At 47.3% G+C, this 22,197-nt stretch carries 20 protein-coding genes and 2 tRNA genes; 12 read left to right on the top strand and 10 right to left on the bottom strand.

Annotated features, from left to right (window positions below):
- Positions 1-62: 62 nt before the first annotated feature.
- The gene (locus tag VNK96_01095; GenBank protein ID HWP30312.1) at positions 63-1,067 is read right to left on the bottom strand and encodes an isocitrate/isopropylmalate family dehydrogenase; all 1,005 of its coding nucleotides are present in this window, start codon (positions 1,065-1,067) and stop codon (positions 63-65) included.
- 63 nt (positions 1,068-1,130) lie between these two features.
- Entirely contained in the window at positions 1,131-1,430 is a 300-nt protein-coding gene (locus tag VNK96_01100; protein HWP30313.1) for a hypothetical protein, read from the bottom strand.
- An 898-nt stretch (positions 1,431-2,328) separates the two neighbouring features.
- Here VNK96_01100 and VNK96_01105 point away from each other — a divergent pair.
- The gene (locus VNK96_01105; protein ID HWP30314.1) at positions 2,329-4,809 is read left to right on the top strand and encodes an ATP-dependent Clp protease ATP-binding subunit; all 2,481 of its coding nucleotides are present in this window, start codon (positions 2,329-2,331) and stop codon (positions 4,807-4,809) included.
- A gap of 86 nt (positions 4,810-4,895) precedes the next feature.
- Here the strand turns inward: VNK96_01105 and queF are convergent, their stop codons facing one another.
- Positions 4,896-5,249 carry a preQ(1) synthase gene (gene queF / locus VNK96_01110; protein HWP30315.1) on the bottom strand — a complete coding sequence of 118 codons (354 nt, stop codon included), beginning with the start codon at positions 5,247-5,249 and terminating at the stop codon, positions 4,896-4,898.
- A gap of 222 nt (positions 5,250-5,471) precedes the next feature.
- On the opposite strand from queF, the gene VNK96_01115 reads away from it, so the two are divergent.
- Positions 5,472-6,041, top strand: a complete 570-nt coding sequence (locus VNK96_01115) for a phosphatase PAP2 family protein (protein HWP30316.1) — start codon at positions 5,472-5,474, stop codon at positions 6,039-6,041.
- Entirely contained in the window at positions 6,038-8,020 is a 1,983-nt protein-coding gene (locus tag VNK96_01120) for an NPCBM/NEW2 domain-containing protein (protein HWP30317.1), read from the top strand. Before VNK96_01115 ends, VNK96_01120 begins: the two co-directional genes overlap by 4 nt.
- On the opposite strand, the gene VNK96_01125 is transcribed toward VNK96_01120, so the two are convergent.
- The 5 genes from VNK96_01125 to VNK96_01145 all read right to left on the bottom strand — a co-directional run bounded on the left by VNK96_01125 (position 7,989) and on the right by VNK96_01145 (position 11,522).
- On the bottom strand, positions 7,989-8,393 hold the full coding sequence (locus tag VNK96_01125; protein HWP30318.1) for a CBS domain-containing protein: 405 nt from the start codon (positions 8,391-8,393) through the stop codon (positions 7,989-7,991). The two genes, VNK96_01120 and VNK96_01125, sit on opposite strands and share 32 nt — an antisense overlap.
- Before the next feature lie 28 nt (positions 8,394-8,421).
- Positions 8,422-8,946 (bottom strand): hypothetical protein, encoded by a 525-nt coding sequence (locus tag VNK96_01130; GenBank protein HWP30319.1) that lies wholly within the window; start codon positions 8,944-8,946, stop codon positions 8,422-8,424.
- Positions 8,947-9,199: 253 nt separating this feature from the next.
- Positions 9,200-9,934 (bottom strand): hypothetical protein, encoded by a 735-nt coding sequence (locus VNK96_01135; protein HWP30320.1) that lies wholly within the window; start codon positions 9,932-9,934, stop codon positions 9,200-9,202.
- Positions 9,935-10,012: 78 nt separating this feature from the next.
- Complete coding sequence (locus VNK96_01140) at positions 10,013-10,690, bottom strand: hypothetical protein (GenBank protein HWP30321.1); 678 nt, start codon at positions 10,688-10,690, stop codon at positions 10,013-10,015.
- Between the two features lies 1 nt (position 10,691).
- Complete coding sequence (locus tag VNK96_01145; GenBank protein HWP30322.1) at positions 10,692-11,522, bottom strand: hypothetical protein; 831 nt, start codon at positions 11,520-11,522, stop codon at positions 10,692-10,694.
- Between the two features lie 95 nt (positions 11,523-11,617).
- Between VNK96_01145 and pheA the strand changes: the two genes are divergently transcribed.
- The 4 genes from pheA (at position 11,618) to VNK96_01165 (ending at position 15,617) form a co-directional block, all read left to right on the top strand.
- Positions 11,618-12,712 carry a prephenate dehydratase gene (gene pheA / locus VNK96_01150; protein HWP30323.1) on the top strand — a complete coding sequence of 365 codons (1,095 nt, stop codon included), beginning with the start codon at positions 11,618-11,620 and terminating at the stop codon, positions 12,710-12,712.
- Positions 12,713-12,776: 64 nt separating this feature from the next.
- Positions 12,777-13,190, top strand: coding sequence for a DoxX family protein (locus tag VNK96_01155; GenBank protein HWP30324.1), 414 nt, complete (start codon positions 12,777-12,779; stop codon positions 13,188-13,190).
- 121 nt (positions 13,191-13,311) lie between these two features.
- Positions 13,312-14,100 carry a molybdate ABC transporter substrate-binding protein gene (gene modA, locus VNK96_01160; protein ID HWP30325.1) on the top strand — a complete coding sequence of 263 codons (789 nt, stop codon included), beginning with the start codon at positions 13,312-13,314 and terminating at the stop codon, positions 14,098-14,100.
- Between the two features lie 152 nt (positions 14,101-14,252).
- Positions 14,253-15,617 (top strand): hypothetical protein, encoded by a 1,365-nt coding sequence (locus VNK96_01165; GenBank protein HWP30326.1) that lies wholly within the window; start codon positions 14,253-14,255, stop codon positions 15,615-15,617.
- A 129-nt stretch (positions 15,618-15,746) separates the two neighbouring features.
- Here the strand turns inward: VNK96_01165 and argS are convergent, their stop codons facing one another.
- Positions 15,747-17,396 carry an arginine--tRNA ligase gene (gene argS, locus VNK96_01170; protein ID HWP30327.1) on the bottom strand — a complete coding sequence of 550 codons (1,650 nt, stop codon included), beginning with the start codon at positions 17,394-17,396 and terminating at the stop codon, positions 15,747-15,749.
- 100 nt (positions 17,397-17,496) lie between these two features.
- Between argS and rocF the strand changes: the two genes are divergently transcribed.
- Positions 17,497-18,483, top strand: a complete 987-nt coding sequence (rocF, locus tag VNK96_01175; GenBank protein HWP30328.1) for an arginase — start codon at positions 17,497-17,499, stop codon at positions 18,481-18,483.
- 5 nt (positions 18,484-18,488) lie between these two features.
- Here the strand turns inward: rocF and VNK96_01180 are convergent, their stop codons facing one another.
- A complete protein-coding gene (locus VNK96_01180; protein HWP30329.1) occupies positions 18,489-19,829 on the bottom strand; it encodes a hypothetical protein in 1,341 nt (446 codons plus the stop codon).
- Between the two features lie 83 nt (positions 19,830-19,912).
- Between VNK96_01180 and VNK96_01185 the strand changes: the two genes are divergently transcribed.
- The 4 genes from VNK96_01185 (at position 19,913) to VNK96_01200 (ending at position 21,827) form a co-directional block, all read left to right on the top strand.
- Positions 19,913-19,990, top strand: a tRNA-Asp gene (locus VNK96_01185).
- 18 nt (positions 19,991-20,008) lie between these two features.
- Positions 20,009-20,084: transfer RNA gene (locus tag VNK96_01190), tRNA-Phe, on the top strand.
- Positions 20,085-20,229: 145 nt separating this feature from the next.
- Complete coding sequence (locus VNK96_01195; protein ID HWP30330.1) at positions 20,230-21,021, top strand: SDR family oxidoreductase; 792 nt, start codon at positions 20,230-20,232, stop codon at positions 21,019-21,021.
- An 89-nt stretch (positions 21,022-21,110) separates the two neighbouring features.
- Entirely contained in the window at positions 21,111-21,827 is a 717-nt protein-coding gene (locus VNK96_01200; protein ID HWP30331.1) for a hypothetical protein, read from the top strand.
- Positions 21,828-22,197 lie beyond the last annotated feature (370 nt).

Below are 22,197 nucleotides of genomic sequence, written 5' to 3' on the forward strand. Positions count from 1 at the left end.
TACTGAGATAAGGACCTAAACAGACTTTATAGCTTCGTGTTGTGCGGCATGTCGTGAGTTTTCTAACTTCTTTTCAATTCCTCGCACACAGCTGCTGCGAATTCGCTCGTTTTCGCATTGCCCAACAAATCGTATGTTTTAATTCCCTTCACCAAAGTCCTCTCGACTGCCTTTTCGATTCTATCCGCAGCCTCTTCTTCGCCCAAATACCTTAGCATCAAAGTTGCACTCAGGAGTAAAGCGGTGGGATTCACTTTATCTAATCCTGCGTATTTAGGAGCGGAGCCGTGCACGGCTTCGAAAACGGCGCAATCCTTTCCGTAGTTCGCACCGGGAGCCACTCCTAGCCCCCCCATCATTCCCGCAGCCAAATCGCTCACGATGTCGCCGTACATATTCGGTAAAACTAACACATCGTAGTTTCTCCATTTCGTAACCAATTGCATGCAAAGCGCATCTACGATGATGTCGTAACTCTCGATGTCCGGATAATCTTTGGCGACTCTTTGAAACGTACGTAAGAAAAGTCCATCCGCAATTTTTTGGATATTCGCCTTGTGAACGCATGTAACAGCGCGCCTTCGATTTTTTCGCGCGAATTCGAAGGCGGCACGCGTAATTCGCTCCGTCGCTGATTCACTGATTAATTTCACGCCGGCGGCGACGGTGGGGGTAACCATGTATTCGATTTGCGCATAAAGGTCTTCCGTATTCTCACGAAAGATTACGATATCGAGACCCTCGAAAGGAGTTTGGATTCCCGGCAACGCTCTCGCAGGGCGAACGCAAGCATATAAATCCAATTTTTTTCGTAGCGTTACATTCGGACTCACCGAGCCTTTACCAATCGGAGTCGTCATCGGCGCTTTCAATGCGACCCCCACCTCTTTGATCTTTTCTATCGTTCTGTCGGGGATGATCGGCTCTCCCGCTTCGACGCATTTCAAACCTGCATCCAAAGGAATCCAATGGATGTCTACCTTTGCCGCTTCGAGGATTTTCATCACCGCATCGGTGATTTCCGGACCGATGCCGTCACCTCGAATTACGCATACATCGTGTTTCATCGTTCGTTTCTAATTCTTTTCATAATTGCAAAGCAAATCTTATTTCGAAAGGAGTTCAGTTCTCTAATAGGGCTGGCTGTATAATTTTTCTCCTTCCTTTGCGAATAACTTTTGCGCTTTCACCCACTTGAAGTTATTGCGTGCGAGTGTTTGAAGAAGCGCCTCGATGTCTGCATCGCTAACATTTTCCCCTTCATAACGACACTGCATTAAATCGGTCATCTCCGTTTCAGGAGGCGGACCTGGAAAAACCCGCATGCCTCGATTCGAAATAAAAACTAATTTCAAAGTGCCATGTTCAAGTGGCGCATCGGGAATTTTCTCACTTTGCAAATAGACATCTACTCCGACAAGTTGAAACATATTTTTTTCGTTATGCCTCGACAACTTTCGCCAAGGCTAAGATTTCCCTCCAGGGCAAAAAGGATTATACGAAACTCAGCGTTCGAAAGTCAAATTCGGGCTTTTTTTGTATGTCCGTTTCAACACTTTGCTCGGGAATTATCGAATTTCTAAACCTTCGGAAATATCCTCCCCTGCCACAACTGCGGTAGTTCGAACGTCTGGAACTAAAGCATGGATGCTTTACGTTATTGGTTGACTACACCCACACACCAAAACCTCTTCCCTGTCTGGCAAGTAAGGGAAACAGTACAGGCAGCCATGATTTTTGCCGATTCTTGGATAGAGAGGTTTATCCCGCTGGAGGGAAACCAAGACAACGTCATGCTTCATTTAGCGAATCTATCTGAGTTCGGTGGAAACGAAGTAGCCGCAAGAAAACGGCTCGAACCAGATTTCGAGGGTCAAAGGTTGCTTCGGGGGAAGGACCTAGGTAGAGCTGACTCCTTACAAATGAGTACAACCCGCACATATACTCGGAAACACAGTGGGACAATTCGGCATCTGATAAGTAGAGAACAAAAATTCCGCTCTCATTTCGCGGAAAAACGACCCGCGAAAGAACGGAATTCTCTAAAAAAACGCGAAGATCGCGAGATTCTCGGCCTGGAAAACGGCGATCGCAGCCTTGAATGGCTAAGAACCGGAGTACTCATGAAATTCGTGCCTGAGAAGATACGGGAAGTAGGCATGCTGTTGACGTTGGTGCAATGTCGCGAGGGAAATTCCCCTTCGACGAACCCACAAAGCGCAAAACTTTCGGGCGAGTCGGGCCTTAGGGCAGCGCAAACACCTATGGAACGGGTAAACGTTAATTGTATTAGGAGTATCCTCAACGCTCCTTAAAGAAGATAAAGCAATGTGGCAGAGATTTACTGAACGAGCAAGAAAAGTAGTCTTCTACGCTCAAGAAGAAGCGCAGAGGTTCGGAGAAGGTTATGTCAGTACTGAACATCTGTTGTTAGGACTTGTGCGAGAGCAAGACAGCGTGGCAGCCCGCGTATTAGAAAAACTCGGTGTGAGCTTGTCGAAAATTCGCGCTGAGGTAGAGAAACAACTCCCTCGAGGCGAGCACAAACCCGTATCCGAGATGACCCTCACGCCTCGCGCGAAGCGCGTGATTGATTTAGCTTACGAAGAAGCGCGTCTTCTCAACAACAATTACATCGGCACAGAGCATCTCCTTCTCGGGCTCATCCGCGAAGGTGATGGCTTAGCAGGACGCGTTTTAGCGAAATTGGGCGTAGAGTTGGAGCGCGCCCGTCGAGAAGTGATGAACTTGCAAGACAGCGAGGCTCCCGCACGCACCGGGCGCTCTCATCGTTCCCAAACACAGACCCTCGACGAATTCGGTCGCGACCTGACAGAACTTGCTCGTCAAGGCAAGCTCGACCCGGTAATCGGGCGTCACACGGAAATCGAGCGTGTGATGCAGATTTTGAGCAGACGCACGAAAAACAACCCGTGCTTGATTGGAGAACCAGGCGTCGGTAAAACCGCTATTGCCGAAGGTCTTGCTCAACGAATCGTTGCGGGCGACGTTCCCGACCAAATCAAAGACAAACGCATTGTCGCTCTCGACCTTGCTGCTTTGGTCGCAGGAACGAAATATCGCGGTGAATTCGAAGAACGAATGAAACGCGTTATGGACGAAGTTCGCAAAGCGGATGGCGAGGTCATTCTCTTTGTGGACGAGTTACACACGCTTGTTGGGGCTGGCGCCGCAGAAGGCGCGATCGATGCTTCGAACATCATGAAACCGGCTCTGGCAAGGGGTGAACTCCAATGCATTGGGGCGACGACTCAAGACGAATTCCGTAAATACATCGAAAGAGACCCTGCCCTTGAGCGTCGCTTCCAGCCCGTAATGGTTCGTGAGCCCAGCGAAGAAGAGGCAGTAGAAATTTTGAAAGGGCTTCGCGATCGCTACGAAGCGCATCACAAAGTGCATATTCAAAACGACGCTTTGGTTTCCGCGGTTCAACTATCCATGCGGTATATCAGCGATAGAGCGCTTCCTGACAAAGCGATTGACTTGGTAGACGAAGCGGCAAGCCGCGCGCGGCTAATGCTCACTCTTCCTCCGTTAGATATCCGTCAAGACCGTCAGATGCTCGAGCGATTACGCCAAGAGCATGAAGCACTCTCTCGCCGCCAGGATTTAGACGGACGTTTAGAGCAACTTCAGCAACAAATTGAATTGCTCGATAAAAACCTCAAAGAACGAGAAGAGCAATGGAAAGCGCTTCCTAAAGAAGAACCAGTCGTTACAGAACACGAGATTGCACAAATCGTTCAATCTTGGACTGGCATTCCTGTAACTCGATTAGTGGAAGCGGAAAGCCAGAAACTCTTGCGCATGGAAGAGGAACTGCGCAAGCGTATCGTCGGTCAACACGACGCGGTGAGCGCCGTATCTCGAGCCGTGCGTCGTGCCCGAAGCGGTATGAAAGACCCGAAACGACCGATGGGTAGTTTCTTCTTCCTCGGACCGACGGGTGTTGGAAAAACCGAAATGGCACGAGCTCTTGCGGAATTCCTTTTCGAAAACGAATCTAACCTCGTGCGCGTGGATATGTCCGAATACATGGAACGCTTCTCGGTTAGCCGATTGATTGGAGCGCCTCCCGGATATGTCGGTCACGAAGAAGGCGGACAATTAACCGAAGCGGTGAGACGTAATCCGTATTGCGTCGTACTTCTCGATGAAATCGAAAAGGCGCATCCGGACGTGTTCAACATCCTATTGCAAATTTTAGAAGATGGACGTCTGACGGATTCACAAGGCAGAGTGGTTGATTTCCGCAATACGGTACTCATCATGACGTCGAACGTCGGTGTCCGCTCGATTGACGAAGAGCGCGCGATTGGATTCCGCGAAGCGCGGATAGACCCCAATGATCCGAAAGCATACGAATCTATGAGAAACAAAATGCTTTCGGAGATGCGCAAACTCTTCCGTCCGGAATTTCTCAACCGTGTAGACGAAGTTATCGTGTTCCATCACTTGAGCCGCGAAGACCTCTTGCAAATCGTGGACTTGCAAATTGCACGCGTGAACAAGCAAGGAGAAAGAATGCATATGAAGGTCGAAATCACGGATGCGGTTCGAGAGATGCTCGCTCGCGAAGGGTATCAGCCCGACATGGGTGCTCGCCCGCTTCGTCGTGCGGTTCAAAGATACATCGAAGACCCGTTGAGCGAAGAGATTCTTTTGGGTCGCTTCAGCGAAGGTGACCATGTCTTGGTAGACCTCGATGAAACCGGACACGTCATCTTTCGTAAGGCTAGCGGAACCGAAGCAGGTCCTCGAGAAGCAGAAACCGTAAGCCCGAATTAAAACAAGTAGGGTTTCAGAGAAAAATAAGCTCCGTTTAGGATGTAGATCGTCAACATCCTAAAAGGCGGATGTTTGTATCTGATTAATCACTTCGTTTCTTTCGTATATTCCGCGACGACGATCGAACGGATTCCGCCACGTGTGTTGAATTCCCCGATGACTTTTGCAGTTCGTGGTTGACAGACTGCAACGATGTCGTCCAATATTTGATTGACGACGGCTTCGTAATACACTCCACGATTTCGATAACTTTGATAATACAATTTCAGCGATTTCAATTCGATGCAAAGTTTATCGGGTGTGTAACGCAAAATCATCGTTGCGAAATCGGGTTGGCCAGTGCGAGGGCAGACACTCGTAAACTCCGAAGTGATATGCTCGATAAGATAATCTCTTTCCGGTTTCGGATTTTCGAAAGTTTCTAAAATTTCTCGACTCATAACTTATCGCGCTTTTTTCTCCGTTCTTAATTTTGATATTATTGCGCCTCACGGCGACTCTTATTTTTTTATATCATCGCGCCTTACGGCGCTCCTACTTTTTGATGTTGCCTATCGCGGCTCACGCCGCTCCTACATTTTTATATTGTCGCGACTTACGCCGCACCTACATTGCTTCTACATTATGTTCTAAAAAGCAATATCGAGTACACTTCATCGCCGATGCTTCGTCTTTGGGAATGGGACAAAGAGGTCTTCGACTTTATCAATCAGGGGTTGAGATCGCCTTGGGCAGATGCATTTTTTCGTTTTTTCACGTGGTTGGGGTTGGGGTGGGTTCAAATAGGTATCCTTTTACTCATTTGGTTAAAAGAGGAAAAACTGCGGGAGAGCATGATGACGTGTTTTATAGGATGGAGCATAGCATCCGTCATCACGCACACATTGAAATTCACGATAGATCGCGTTCGACCTAGTACTCTCCTCCACGCATTCGTCGCTCAGGACGAAAAGATCCTCATCTATAGTTTTCCGAGTGGACACACTGCAACATCGTTTGCTATTGCGTGTGCTTTGGCATTATCGCTACCGAAACATCGGCTACTCGTGTCTTCGATTGCCTTTGTTGTGGCATTTCTCGTGGGTGTTTCTCGCATTTACCGCGGAGTCCACTGGCCAACGGACATCATTGCGAGTGCTCTTCTCGGTTTTTCGAGCGGAATACTCGCGCATCTCCTGATGAACAACTGGAAAGAGCGAAGAGCGCGACTCGCAGGGGGGGCTGAAAAATGATTCCTGTTCTCTTGCTGTGCTTTCTCGAGATGAATGAACCAATACCCATCGAACCAGCGAGTATTTTCATCAAAGAGCAACAAGTTCCGACGAAAGTGAAACAAATTTCCCAAAGCACTTACCTCCTCAATACACAAGATGTAAAGGTAAAAGTGAAAAAGGGGGGTTCCAAGAACACTTGGACGTTTACCATCGAGCCGAAACAGGAAATCACGATTTCTTTTAGGATACGGAGTCGAGTGCGTCCTATAAGAGTGAATCGTAATGAAGACCATCGCGTATTACAATTCGGAATAGGAGACGCAACGAGCCGTCTCAACGACGCATTCCTAATCGAAAAAAAGAAAAAAATACTACACTTCAGCGAAGCCTCTGTCGTTTTACACGGTGGAACGAGTTATGGCGCTGCAATCGTTTCCTTTTCGAAATTCTCTCCGCAACTTCGCGTGCAAATTTCCGAACTAGAAACTTTCACGAAAAACGCAGACATCCAAGCCTTAGAAATACGAAATAAAGAAGAGTTTTCGCAATTTACAGAACTCGTGAAGTCTCTGAGGCAGACGAACGCACAAAAACCGACTCTTGTTTTTCGCAATGAGCAATACGAAGAAAGCGTGCGTATAAGGTGGTCGAGTTTAGCAACTGCAACGGGTATGAACGTGACCGCAGAAGAAGGTTTTTCTCATCGAGACTCTTTAGATTTGATTAAGCCAGTTTCCGATGTATGGACGATGGATTACGGCAGTGTTTCGTCACTCCCGGAAATTTTAGTGACTCATGTCGTAACACCGACTAAAACTCGTTATTCAGTGGTAACGATTTTCAATTACATGGACTATCCTCGGACGGTTTTTTTCGGATTCAACGAAATAGGACTCGACCCGAGAGTCGGTTACGCTTGCTTCGATTTTTGGAAGGTGCAATATCTGGGAGAGGTTGCAGGAAAATTGGGAGTGACCCTTCCTCCTTTATCTTCGCGTTTACTGCTCATCCGCCGAGGGAGCGAAGTTCCTCAAATTTTGGGGACCTCGGCACACGCTTTAGGGGAAATAGGGGCTGGGTTGGACACGTCTTGGAATTCCGAGACGAAAACATTATCCGGAAAAATCACCCTTCCCGAGAACCGAAGTATAAGCGTTTATCTTTCGCATGCACTTCGAGAAGAGATATTCGAAAGTGCAGAAGCGAGTTGCGACGGGGGGGAAGCCACGGTTTCTCAAAATCGAGGGTTCTTTCGCTTACAATTGCGCACCGAGAAAGGAGGGGAATCTCATTGGAAAGTACGTTTTACCGGAAAGAAAACGACACCCGAGCCAAGCGGACAAGAGATTGCGGTTTCCGTAATTTCGCCCTGGATGAGTAGCATTCGCAGAAAACATCCAGAAGACACAAACGCAGGGTATTTCGTTTTCCGTAACGATTCCTTAGTTGCGTATTTCGGGGATTCAGAGATTTACGATGCAGAATTAGAGCCGGACACTCTTTATCGTTATGCTGTGTTTCCTGTGGACTTTTACGGCGGGCTAGGAACTCCGGTCGAATTTATCGTGCGTACGCCGAATGCAAGGGACTCGATGATTTTCGATACTCCTATGGAAAGATGGACAGGCATTTCACCTCCACTTCCCGAAAAATCGAGAGGGGGGGGAGCAATAAGCGTAAACGAAAAGAGAGTTTATGGGTTGAGCATGAGCATTCCTAGCGAAGGCACTTTTCGAATTTCGAGGGCATTCGAGCAATTCGAAGGCACTGTCGCATTGGAAGACGGTTCAGACGAATCGGTCGAGGCCGAATTCGTGATTTTGGGTGACGGTAAAGAGATATGGCGGAGTAAGAGTTTGAAGAAAGGCTTACAAGAGAATTTTTCCATACCGCTTTCGCAGATCTATCACTTGACGCTTCGCGTGGAGAAAAAGAGTGGAAGCGGAAAAGCGTATGCGGCTTGGATTAACCCTGTTCTAAAGGCAAAGCGTCCGTAAGCATCGCTTGCATTAAATCCGTGCGAAGAACAACGCCCACGAGTTTTTCGTCGCGCACGACCGGAAGAATCGTTAAACCTTTCGTCAGCATGAGATGCAAGGCTTCCGAGATTTCTAAATTGTCGTTTGCGGTAATCGGCTCAGATGTAGCATATATCAAGGCTTTGGTAGGAGAAAGACCGGTTACATCTCCCTTCGCCATCACCGCACGTGAAAGGTCCCCTTCGGTGATTACTGCGCAAGGCTTTTTATCAGAATCCACGAAAACCAATGCGGGGAATTGGTAAATATCCATTTTGTCCACGGCGTCTCGAAAAGTAGAATCGAGCGTAAGCGTGGGAATATGAACATGCATGACTTCGCTGAGAGTCATGAAATCAATATACCGTTTGTAGAGAACTCTAAGAAAACGAAACGCCTTTCTGCCAAGCGTTTCTCACCGAGCGCAAGGCTTCGAGATAGTTTTCGAACCCTTCGCTCAAGCGTCTGAATAACCATGCTTCCCTGCTGAACTCACCATAATCGAAAGTGCTTACGATGTAATAGCTCGATTTACCGAGTGCGATCGTATCTAACAATCCTAAGAGCGCTCCACGTTTTTGGAACAGTCGTTTTTGTTCGGGAAAAAGTCCTTCCCAAAACATTACGAAATCTCCGATATGCTTATGAACTTCCCTTTCCCGTTCGAAACTATCCGCACCATAACGAATGTCTCCCGCATAAATCATCGCGAGCAAATCATCTAATGGGCCATAGGGAGTTTCGAGGTTGGATGCCTCTATGTGAGCGAAGTCCACTAAGAGATGGGCAAGATAGTCCTCGACGTCTTGCTCGTGAACTCCGAGCACTTTGTCGAAACTTCCGTAGATCGCTTCGCGAAGAAACTTCCGCAAAGGATGACGTTCGCTAATTTTTCGACGTTTCATAATCCGACCGGTAGTTAAAAGGTTTTTTCCCTATATGCCAATAATCTCACCGTAGTTTTTTTACTGGGTATTCGGCATAAGCAACTTTTCATTAGTAGGCTTACACCTTATTAGTTCTGCTTCGAGAAAACGGGGTTACTCTCGAAGAAATGCATTTCCAGTGTTAATATCTACGAGTTTCATGCCAAAACAGGTTCTTAAAAATTCGAGAAAATGCATCCTGCACACAAGCCAACAAGAGGGGATAGTTTCTTTAAATAAGCCCCAGGTCTTCTTCGAACCCAGCCATTACGTTCATCATATGAATCATTTGTGCGCAGCCCGCCTTGCCGTGAATACTCGAAACGACCTCGGAGCGGAGGGCGGCCGTTTCTTGTGATGAAAACTCCATATCGAGTGAAAGCGTATACACGGCAAAGGGTTTGCCCTTCGTAAGGGCAACCAGATCATCGCCCGGAGATGCTTCTCTCACGAAGAACGACCTACCGTAAACTTCTTCGTAGAGGTCGTCGATATCCTGCGGATTTTGCGGAGTTCGAATTGTCGCTGTAACGAGCGCTTTTATACATTCGTCGAGTTCTTCTTTTCTGCACGCGACTGTCACCCCCTTATCCCATCCTAATCTTTCGAGCGCTTGTTCGACCTCCGACAGTCCCTCTTCGAAAGAGAACAAGACAGACGGCTTTTCAACGAGGATTCCGGCACGAATCAAAGGGTTCAGCGCAATCAGCGCGAGCGTCGCAGCAGGACCCGGGCAAGAGGTCCGGTCAGCGCACACCAAGGGGTTGTTGTCCATGATTTCGATAAGTCCGTAAGGGCCATCCACTTCCGGATGCCCGAACAAAACCTCCCGCACCCATCCACGGCGTTCGAAACGGATATAAGGTTCTTTTTCGACCGTGAACTCCACTAAATGTACGCCAGGATGTCGTTCAAGATATCCTTTCAATTCAGCAGGTCCTTTTGCTGTAACTTCAATTACTTCCATCGTCTATTTTTGAATACGAACGAAATTTTGATTACTAACGAAAAAGGCCGTATACTCGCGGCGCGGCATCAATGCTGTTCATCCCCAAGAAAACTTTCCGAAGAAATCGGTTACTACGAACCATACTCTTTCTATAAATACCGCAAGTCGTGTCATTACTGTGTTCCCGAAATACGCCCCGAAGCCCACCATAAGCCAGAATCGCCCGATTCGCGTCGAGACTTTCATCACCGGATGTTTTTGGTCAAAACTAAAAAAGAAAAATAGCAACACCGTGAAAAGGACGAGGAGAAATAGAGTGTTATTGATAGAAGCTCCTATATCCGCACTGCTTTCCTGAATTACGATGGGGCTTTTAAATGAACTCGTAATCAAGGGCATTTGCTGAGTGAATTGATTACGAATCGTTTGGCCTGCGCTTGCGCCCATCACTGCACCCAACGCCAATCGCATAAGCCATTCCGTACGTTTGAAATAGAGTCCATACCAACAGAGCCCCAAAGCGAGCGCCGCAAAGCCGTAAATAATCCCTCCTATTGCTCCTGTCGCAAAACTTTCGAGCCACGGGTCCCACCATTTCGGTTTCAGGAATTCGAACCAACTCGCAGCGAATGCAAAGCCGATCGTCAATCCGAGAAGGATATGCTCTCCGAGGCGATAGAGAGGATTTTCTTTCCACAACAGCGACAAGATGGCTATGACACAAAAAGCCGCAATCCAAATGTCATAAGGAGGGGTTTGCAAAGCGGCAATCATACTACGTAGTGGTAATCCTTTTTTTCGCCCATTGTCCTAAATTTCCGAGAAGTATTCCTAAAAGTAAGAGCATATGCCCGGCGGATTGCCCTAATAAAAAACGTGTTCCGAACTCTGAGACTCCCATTTGTTGTTCGTATTCTCCCCCCCCTCTGCTTCCGACGAGCATCCCTTTTATCGTCCCTGCGTCCAAAAAAGGATATAGGGGGGTGGAGGATATCCCGGTGCATCCGACGAGATAAGGAGTGCGTGCAGCCTCGACGAAATAGGTTAGATATTCGCGATACTCCGTATAAGCGATGCTGATGACAGCGCCCCAATCTTCAGCGACTCGAACGTTTTTCAACCACGAGTATTTTTGGGGGGGCACTCCTCTATCGTCTGTTTGCACTTGTGCAACGAAATCACGACTCAAACCTTCGATGGAAATCCCTTTCGGGTCGGCAAGTTTAAAACCGACTGCAATCCAATCCTTGCCATATTCTTTTCCGTACTCTTTCGATATCCTTTCCAGTTCGGGTTCATAGAATTGTCTGCCTGTAGGGATACCACTTATGACCACGAAACGAAGATTCTTTCGGAAGAGATGGCGAACGACTGCACGGAATTGCGCGCGCAGTTCCCCTATCGTTCCATGGTCCCAATCGCTGTGCAATAAAACCGGTTTTCGTCCATCCAGAGATTCGATGGTCTGATAAAATCGTTCCGCTTCGGGGCTAAGACGCAAGCGTATAGGGACTCTGAGAAAAGCCGACAAAACGACGGATGACAAAAGGAGAAAATAGAACCACCGGACATCCAAGCGGTCGAGTTTCGCAAGCACATTCAGCATCCACGCGATTTTGTGTCATTCCATAAGGCTTTTGCACGAAAGAAGCAGGGGAGAACTCCTTCGAACGGCAAAACACGCCTATAATTCACCAGTAAGTGGAACAGGAACGTAAAAAACCCATCTCCGAGATCCGTAAAGAAATAGACGACGTAGACGAGGAGATATTGAAACTGCTCAACCGTAGGGCAGAACTCGCACTCGAAATAGGTCGCATCAAAAGAAGCGATGCGAAGCCCTATTACACTCCCGAACGAGAAAGACAAATTTACGAGAGACTTCTTCGCTTGAGCCGCGGTCCTTTGCAAAAGAGTCAGATCCAAGCGGTATTTCGTGAAATCATTAGCGCGGTACGAAGCCTCGAAAAGCATTTGGTAGTTTGTTATTTAGGACCCGAAGGAAGCCTCAGCCACAGCGCGGCTTTGAAGCAGTTCGGAGATTCTGTCGAGTGCGTGGCATGCACAACGATAGAGGAAGCATTTCGCGCAGTCGAAAACGGAAAGGCGGATTACGCAGTTGCACCTGTGGAAAACTCGGTTTCTGGAATGGTGCCAGAGACTTTAGACATGTTTCCTCAAACGAATGTAAAAATTTGCGGGGAGGTTTATCTCCCTGTTTCTCACCATCTGCTCTCGCGTTCTCCTCAAAAGAAAATCAAACGTGTTTATGCTCAGCCGCAAACCATCGAGGAATGTCGTACATGGCTACGAACACATCTACCTCATGTGGAAATCATAGAGACTGCTTCCGTCCATCGTGCATCGGAACATGCAACCAGAGAGCGCAACGCTGGTGCCATAGGTAATAAATTCGACGCAGAAAGGACAGGGCTTAGAGTGGTCGCTGAACATATCGAAGATAACCCTCATGGAAGAACGCGTTTCCTCGTAGTCGGTTATAACGAACCAGCCCCCACCGGAAACGACAAAACCTCGTTAATGTTCAATTTGAGAAATCGCCCAGGAGAGTTGTATCGCGCCTTGGGAGCGTTCAACCGCCACAAAGTCAACATCATGGTGATCGAAAGCCGACCTGCTAAACGCGCATCATTCGAATATATATTTTACGTAGACTGCGCAGGACACCACACCGACGAGCATTTATCCAAAGCCATCCAAAGCCTAAAAAAATATGCCTTAGAGTGTGTGGTTTTAGGGAGTTATCCTATCGCACTCGACGCCGAATCGCCTTAACCCGTCCTTCTTAAATGCATCGAATTCATGAGGTGTTACGTATACACTTTTAAGGAGGCAAACTATGAATTTCGCGCTACTCATTTTGCGTATCGCTCTCGGCGTTATCATGGTAGCTCACGGGGCACAAAAACTCGGATGGATCGCGGGGGGTGCCGGGTCCCTCGCCGGTACGGTCGAATTTTTCCAGAACACATGGAACATCCCCCCGTTTTTGACGTACTGCAATGTCGCGGCAGAGTTTTTAGGTGGTCTCGGTGTCCTTGTAGGGTTATTAGGAAGGATTGCAGCAGCGGCAGTTGCAATCAATATGATTGTCGCAATATTCGTTGAACACTGGCCGAAGTTTTTCAATTCCGAAGGGGGATTCGAATTTCCCATGAGCCTCTTTGCGATTGCCCTTGCATTACTGATTACTGGTATGGGTCAGTATTCGCTCGATGCAGTTATCGCAAAAGGAAAGAAACAAGCGACGTAACAAAAACAGGTTTCAAGTCAATTTTCGTAGAAGAATACATTTCTAAAGTTTGGGAGTGTGAAAACTCCTTATTTAAAAAACTTTCTTTCTAATCTTCGCACATTGCGAAACTAACTTATTTATGATCAAATTATATATAACGCGAGTCTTCGCCTTATGGGGAGTCGTGATGATTACTATCGGTTGTGCTTCAATAACCCATCACGAGCAAAATCCTATAGGAAATGATAAAAACATAGAAATAACGATTGCAGCGAATACCGACTTATCGAACGTTCTTAAACGATTGTCCAAGGAATACGAAGCAGAAAATAAAAAGGTAAAAGTGCATCTCGTATTTGCGGCGAGCGGTGATTTACGGAACCGAGCGAAAAGCGATGCTCCCTTCGATGCACTCATTGTGGCTTCTCCTGAATATTTGCGCGATTTAAAGATCGTTGGAAAACCAGTCGCTCTGGCATATGGAAGATTGGCAATCTACGGAGATAACCCCCCCGCTTCTCTCGACGAATTGGAAGATTTTCGAGGAACTTTGCTCATCGCGAATCCCGAAACTTCTCCCTACGGAGAATTGGCTGAAAAGTTGCTAAAAGCGAAACTTTGGTACGAAAAAATAAAAAAGCGAATCATTCTTGCAAACAATGTGCGGGATGCGAAACTCGAAGTAGACCAAGGAAAAGCGAGCCTCGGTTTGATAAGCCTCACGCAAGCGTTGGAAGGACAGAAAAACTATTCCCTCATCGAAACTCCTTTGCGAATCACGATAACCGGTGTCGCATTGAAGACAGGCGAAGGAGAAGCGTTTTTGAAATGGCTGACGCAGCCAAAACAACAAGGTGTCTTCACGCAATACGGCTTAAGCCCTGCGCATATTGCCGAAGTGCATCGCCCGAAAGGAATCGTCAAGTAAGCCTTGCTCGGCTTTTTTATTGCCGAGAGCAAAGCATACGAAAAATGAAAAGTGATGGATTACTGTCTGCCGTATCACTTTCAGAGCATTTTTTTCGCAAATTATAGGGGAAATTCGACAACGACGCGAGAGCAAACGGGTAGAACATTCACATGTTCGGTTTACTATTATTGTCTTGGAGCACATTGCAGCAAAGCGACGCATTGGAGCACGTTTATCGAGCTCACGAGTCACTCAACGAATGTGCCATTCGAGTTGCCGTAGAGGCAAAATCCGATGTCGGTTCGACTTCTTTCGAATACGAAATATGGAGAGCAGCGGAGGGCAAATTTCGCATCGATCTGAACACACCCGCAGAGGAAGGAACAATAAAACTAACGATTTTAGGGGATGCGAATCGCGTTTTCGTTTATTCACCCAAAGACAATCAATATAACGAATCAGCGAGGAAAACGAACGACGACGTGATGAGTCATGTAAGTCTACTTTTAGGGGGGGCGGACCCATTTATGGAAGTGTATCTCGAACCGAAACGAGGTTTGAAAAAGTTCTTGGGAAATTTCATCGGAGTGAAACCGTTTCGAGTTTCCGAAGAGAAAGAGGATGAACAGGTTTTCGTCACGGAAAGCGAACGTTCCGAGAGAGAATTGAAACTACTCTTGCGAACGGATGCAAAGACTCATCTTCTGAAAAGTTTCGAACTCGAAGTCGGAAAAAACTTAGGGGCGAAATGGACAGTTTCCCCGAATTCCGTGCCTACGGGAGAGGCGTTGCAGTTCGAAATTCCGAAAGATGCAAAACGTATCGAGGCTAAAAACGAACCGACGAAAATAGAAGTCGGACCACAACCCATCAAGATAGAATCCGAAGAAGCACGCGCGGTAATCGACCGCTCTCGAAAAGCCTACGAAGGAATGAAAAGTGTATATTTTCATTCTCTTGCGAAATTGACGAGTGAAGGAAACACACAAACACGTCTTACGAATTGCTGGTGGGAAAAAGGGGGGCGACTTCGCTATGCTGTCTCCATTCAAAACTCTAACCGTTCTTTCGAAGCGTTTTACGATAATAAAACGCTCACCGCTTACTATCGCACGCGAAAACAAGCATACAAAGGTAACGTTTCCAGGAAAGGATTGATGAGCAAATTAGATTCCGTAGATGCGGAATTCGAGCCTCTCGTGATTTCCCTGATCAAAGGCGAAAACTATTGGGAACGCTTCGAATCTCCCGGTGCAGTGCTTCGATTGCTACCCGAATCCGTAAGCATCGGCAACGAGGTTTGCAATGTCATCGAAGCAAAAACCACGGAATCTTTCAAGGCTTTGATTTATATTCGGGAGAAAGATGGACTCATTTTGCGTATTGACAGAAATTTGGAAGTCGGAAAAGTCGTTCCTTATCAGGAGACGGTCACTTACGAATATAAATATATCAATAAGCCGATTCCTTCGAGTGCATGGAAAATGGACATTCCGAAGGGAATCAAGGTATCGGAGTTTCCCAAGAAGCGGTAGAGTATTTTTTATGACCTCTTCCTTAAAGGTTCCCCCTGCTTCGCAAGGGGAACTAGAGTTGTTATATTGCTAACAATAGAATTTATTATTAGCGATAGAATTTTTGTAAAGGCGTCTTTATCGCGCGATTCACATCTTTTCAGGTGCACTGATTCCTAAAAGATGAAAAGTAGCTCGCAATGCGTGGCGAGTCGCCACACAAAGTGCTAAGCGCGCTTTCGTGGTATCGAGGTCGCTCGGATTGATCACTCTGCATTTGTCATAAAAATTGTGATAATCGCGCGCTAATTCCAGAGCATAAGTCGTCAAGCGGTGAACGCCTCTATCTTGCACGCAACGTTCGATTTCATAGGGCAAATCCCAAATTCTTTTAACCAATTTGCGTTCTGCTTCGTGAGTTAATTCCTTCAGAGCCTTCGGGTCGGGAGCAAAGCCCGCTTCACGTGCCTTCGCCAACACAGAACAAATACGCGCATGCGCATACTGCACGTAATAAACAGGATTTCTTTCGCTATGCTCTGCCGCGAGGTCCAAATCGAAATCCATATGCGCATCGTGAGAACGCATGAGATAGAAGAACCGTGCCACGTCAACACCTACATTTTCAATCAATTCTCTTAAAGGCACTAAATCTCCCGAGCGTTTCGACATGGGAACGATAAGGCCATCTTTCAAGAAGCGCACCATTTGGGTGATGATAATTTCTAAACGATCTGCGCAATAACCGAGCGCTTGCACTGCCGCTTTCGTTCTGGCGATATACCCATGATGGTCAGCCCCCCAAACATTGATCAAATGATCGAACCCGCGGTCGAATTTATTTTTATGATAAGCAACGTCGCTCGCGATGTATGTTTTTTGACCATCCGCTCGAACCAACACTCGGTCTTTATCGTCTCCGAAAGCAGTGCTTTTCAGCCATAGCGCTCCTTCCTTCTCGTAGGCATATCCGCGTTGCTTGAGAAGTTCGATTGCTCTATCCACTTCACCACTATCATAAAGTTGCTGTTCGCTGAACCATGTGTCGAATTTCACTCCGAAATCTTCTAAGTCCTTTTTTTGTTGTTCCAACATCAGGTTCTGGCTAACGGGCTGCCAAAATTCTAAACCTTCCTTGGCTTTATCGTCACCATATAGTTGACGAATTTTTTTAGCCAAGTCATCTACATATTCGCCTCGATATCCTTCTTTCGGAAACTCTGCGGGCAACCCGAGTAATTCACAATATCTCGCTTTCACGCTCAATGCAAAGAGTTGCATTTGTAAAGAATTCGTGCTGTCGTTTACGTAGAACTCTCGGGAGACCTTCTCCCCATAAGCCTCTAAGACTCTACAAAGCGTCTCTCCGTATGCCGCCCCCCTACCATGCCCGCAATGAATTGGTCCATTCGGGTTGACGCTTACATATTCCACCAAAATCTTTTTCGGGTGTTCTTTCTGTATGCGTCCGATACCCTCCTCGGTTTCATATGCTTTAGCCCCCCATTTTGCGAAATAAGCATCCGTTAGGCGTAAATTGATGAACCCAGGTCCTGCAACTGTCGCTGAGGCGATTTCAGGGTCTTTTTGTACTTCTGAGACTAAAGTTTCGGCAATCTCTTGCGGAGGTTTCTTTGCAATTCGCGATGCAGACAAGGCGAAATTCGTCGCAAAATCGCCGAACTCCGGCTGCGCAGGTTCGCTAATCTCGACGGAATAATCCCCATCAGGAAGTCGTTTCTCGGAAATAAGCCGAGTAACTGCCTGCTTTAATCGCGTTTCGAGGTCTTTGCGAATCATTATCGTGTCGAAAATAAAAAGTCTTTTTTATCGAGATTAGTGGCTTTTTCATCCTACCTCTTCGCAATAAAAAAGTTCACCGAAGTAGAATTGACCAGTCATGTCGAACGGAAAACGAGTTTCGATTATCGGAGTGCCATTCGGTCTTGGAGGTAAACGACTCGGAGCGAGTTTGGGTCCCGCTGCCTTACGCTTCGCGGGCATGCAAAGACAATTAGAGCGGCTCGTTCCTGTTGTTCACGACCGTGGGGATGTCGAAGTCCCGCGTTCGGTCGAGCCTCAGCAACGCGGAGAAGGCATCGGTTATTTCGAAGCCGTTTTTACGAACTTAGTAGAAACGAGAAAAACGGTAATGCAGTGTCTGCAAGATGGGGACATTCCTCTTATGTTAGGAGGTGACCACAGTTTAGCGATTGCATCTATTTCCAGCGCGTTGGAATATTTCGATAGGCGATTAGGAGTTCTTTGGATCGATGCGCATGCCGATTTGAACACACCCGATACCTCGCCGAGCATGGACTTACACGGAATGCCATTGGCTGCTCTTTGCGGATTGCCATGCGGAACATGCAAGCCACCCTCTCAAGAACAATGGGAAAAACTACTCGAGGCAATGGTGCCGGAAAAACGCTTACAGCACAGCAATATCGTGTGGATAGGTTTGCGCGACGTTGACCCTGGAGAAAGAGAAAGAATACTTTCTTGGGAGCCGGAGCAAGCGGTGACGATGCATGAAATAGACCGCTATGGGATTGCTTCGATGGTGCGTCACGCCGTTCGAGTTTTGAGTTACGTAAATGTTTCGAAACTTTGGGTGAGTTTAGATGTGGATGTTCTCGACCCTCTCGTAGCTCCTGGAACAGGCACGGGAGTTAGGGGGGGGCTAAATTATCGCGAAGCGCATTTGCTCGCGGAATTATTGTACGATTCGCTTTCTGCTTACGATGCGCCTTTCGAATTGGCAGGGATAGATGTTACAGAGGTGAACCCTGTTATGGACAGAGAAAACGAAACCGCCTCGATGGCTGTGGAATGGGTTACGTCTCTTTTCGGAAAGCGAATCATGCCGAATTGGCCAAGAAGATAAAGGCTTCAGACAACGACTTTTTCTTTATACTTTTTCCAACTCCAAACGAGATACCCTAATTCTAAAGCGACAGACAAAGTATAAATCCAAGTCGCCGTATAAACGTTCATTATTCCGGCGAAAACTGCAATCACCGTTAGAACGAATATACTGCCGACATAAATCCCCATAGAAATCATGAGTGTAATCGTCCGCCTCACTGCTGAAAGTTGCCCCTTATAAAACGATTGCATTGCGCTAATAAGCGGTATCGCAACTGCAAGAGGCAAAGCTCTTGACACGATTTCTCCGACATGGGGAGTAACACCCAATCCCTCACGAATAACCCAATCCGACAGGAACGGAACGAGCAACACTAAAAGCAACGCAGAACTCACGATTCCGACAGAAAAGCAAAAAGTTTTTAAGGCGCGTTCCGTTAGAGAATTTTTCTGCAGTGCAATGATAGCCTCGGGCAGTGCCATCCCCGGAGCACGGAAAAAGAACATCAACTGCATTAAAATCTCCCAAGCCGCAAGCGAAACCACAGGGTTTGCCCCCACCGCGAGCCCACGAAAGAAAATCGGTCTTGCAAGAAGCCAAAACACTACCGAAAAGGAAAGAGGAATATGGAATTTCAATAAACTTCTCATATCGAGGGGGGGTGGCTTATCTTCTTCGTTATCGGCATCCTCTCGAACGAGTATGGAATGAATCACAGGTCTCGCGACCCAATGCACATAGCAGGCTTCCGCGATGACTCCAGAAACGAGTGCGAAAGCCGCAACGACTGCTCCCGAAAACTGCTTTGTAGAATAAAGCATCCCTGCAACCACAACGATGGATAACAGCCGAACGACAGTTCCCTTCCCAATGGGTGATGTGTAACCGTAACGGATAAGAACTCCCTGCTTAAATCGTCTCCAAGCAATCGCTGCACTCCAGGGAATCATGATGATTAAGCCGAGCCTTCCCGCATCAGCGACTTCGAATGGCGATTTCAGCAATCGAATCGTAATGAAATCGTAAAGAGGAGTAAACGCGACAACAATTCCCACGAGGGTGACCAAAATCATGATCTTCGTCACGAAACTTCGAAGCACGAGCAAATGTTGTTTATTGAGGGCTAACGCGGTAGCAGTAGGAAGTAAACCGATAACAGGCGCTTCGATCCAGAAAGAGATCGTCATGAAAAGGTTGATAGCAGCCAACGAGACGTCGCTTTCTGGCAGACGCGCTACGAACACCGTAGTGGCTGGACTCTCCAAAGCCATCAAAAGCCATGAGGCTGCTAAGGGCAGGAAGAACCAAAGAATTGCGGTTTGACTGAGGATGGCGGTGGAGTTTTTCGACGCGGTTACTGCCACGTGTTTGATTGTAGCAACATGAAGGTAGCAAAGGTTTTTCGCGCTCTGTCGTTACTGCTATAATCAAATGCCAGTGAGGTTGCGCGGGCGTAGCTCAGTTCGGTTAGAGCGCCGGCCTGTCACGCCGGAGGTCGCGGGTTCAAGTCCCGTCGTCCGCGCCATTTTTGCCGCACGGTTCTGCCGCGGTAGCTCAGTTGGTAGAGCAACGGACTGAAAATCCGTGGGTCGCCGGTTCGATTCCGGCCTGCGGCACCACTTGCCCCATATTCGAAACCCGGCTTTTTTTGAATTCAAAAAGTCGTCTTTTTATATCAATTTTCTTAGTAGTTTATTTCCTGATAGTTCGTCGCGGGATAACCACGCAACATGCTTTTGGGCAGGCAAACTATAATCCATCATCGTGGATTTGGGAATCGAAGGAAAAACTGCGCTCGTTGCGGCTGCGTCGAGGGGTATAGGTTTTGCAGTCGCACAGTCGCTCTTACGCGAAGGTTGCAAAGTCTCGATATGTGGGAGAACCGAAGAATCCGTCGCTAAAGCACACGGAGATTTGGTAGCGGAGTTCGATGCAAATCGCGTCCGAGCATTTCGTTGTGATATTCGAAATCGCCAAGAACTACAGGAATGGGTTGCCTTAACACGAGAAGCATTAGGACCCATCGAAATCTTGGTGACGAATACCGGTGGTCCTGCCGCAGGGCATTTGGACGAAATTTCAGAAGAACAGTGGCTCGCAGGGTTTCAATCTACGGTATTGAATGTAATTCGTTTATCGGAAATGACAATTCCCGACATGATTTCGCGAAGGTGGGGGCGAGTCGTTCATCTCACTTCCCTCGTTGCTTTCCAACCCAATGATTTGCTCCCCATCTCCACCATTTTGCGTGCTGGTTTGCGCGGTTTGACCCGATTGCAATCGAATTTGTACGCAAAACACGGCATTACGGTAAATGCAGTGCTTCCCGGACACACTTTAACAGAACGACAGAAACACATCGCGCAAGTTTGGTCAGGAAAAACAGGGTTGCCGGTCGAGAAATATTTCGAACAAATAGCAAGTGAAATCCCGATAGGACGTCTTGCAGTGCCCTCGGAAATTGGCGATGTGGTTGCGTTTATTTGTTCGACACAGGCGTCGTACGTAACTGGGGTGAGCCTTCTCGTTGATGGAGGGGCTGCCCAAGTCATATAATTTTTTTTAAAACATCGGAATTACAAAAAAGCACGTTATACTGAGGTATGGCATTGTTTCCATTTGAACCAAGCGAAAAAAGGAGGACGATGACAATGAAAATGAAATTCAGCAGTATCGTGATATTCACCTCTTTGGTAATTTTGGCTGCCTTGACCGTAATAACCATCGTCGCTGAAGCACGGTCCCAAAAGAAAAAATTCGAGATATCGAAAATATATTTCGAATTCAATTCTTCAGGAAACGATTTGGGTGTACATGTTTTTCTCGACGGCGAAGATTGGAAAGAACTCACGATTACGAACCCGAAAGGACTTGAGATTTTCGAGGTCGAAGGTGGCGGTGCTTATAAGAAACTCGGCATGACGGAGTTATTTTTCGAAGGCGCAGAACCTACATTGGATGACGTTCCATTAGAAAAACTTCTTGCGATGTTTCCGAAAGGAAAATACAAATTTTCCGGGAAAACGGTCGAAGACCAAACGATTGCAGGCACGGGGACACTTTCTTATGCAATTCCTGCTGGACCGGAGGTGTCTTCTGAAATTGCTAACAATTCTTTGGTGATCCGTTGGGAGCCTGTTACGGAACCGCCGGAAGGTTTTCCGGATGAGAAAATCGAGGTCGTCGCATATCAGGTTATCGTGGGTTCTTTTCAAGTTACAGTTCCTGCAACGACGCTGAGTGTGACAGTTTCTCCGGAATACGTCGCATCCCTCCCCCCCGGCGAACACGAATTCGAAGTGTTAGCAATTGAAAAAAGTGGAAACCAATCGATTACCGAAGGCTCTTTCGTAAAAGAGTAGACAGCTAGTTTTACGCTGATTGACGCAAAACACCGTGCGTAGGCGGACACTCTTACGCGAAGCGAACAGAGGTAGAGGCTTTGTAGGAGCGCCGTAAGGCGCGATCATCGAAGATGCATGTAGGAGCGCCGTATGGCGCGATCATCGAAAATGCATGTAGGAGCGCCGTAAGGCGCGATTTTTTCAACCCCCTCCTTTTCTCAAAGAGGAGCCAGTCAAGAGCTAAGCGAACAAAGAGGATTCTGGCAGGAATATTCCTGGTGAAAAATAGCCGCTTTTCATTCACGAAAATGACGTGGTGAAGTAACATATCCCGTGTGGCAGCGAACCGAATCCGCAACTGCTGCTATTCACGACTCGGAGGAGGCTA

The sequence above is a fragment of the Fimbriimonadales bacterium genome, from assembly GCA_035559795.1.
Lineage (GTDB): Bacteria > Armatimonadota > Fimbriimonadia > Fimbriimonadales > ATM1 > DATMAR01.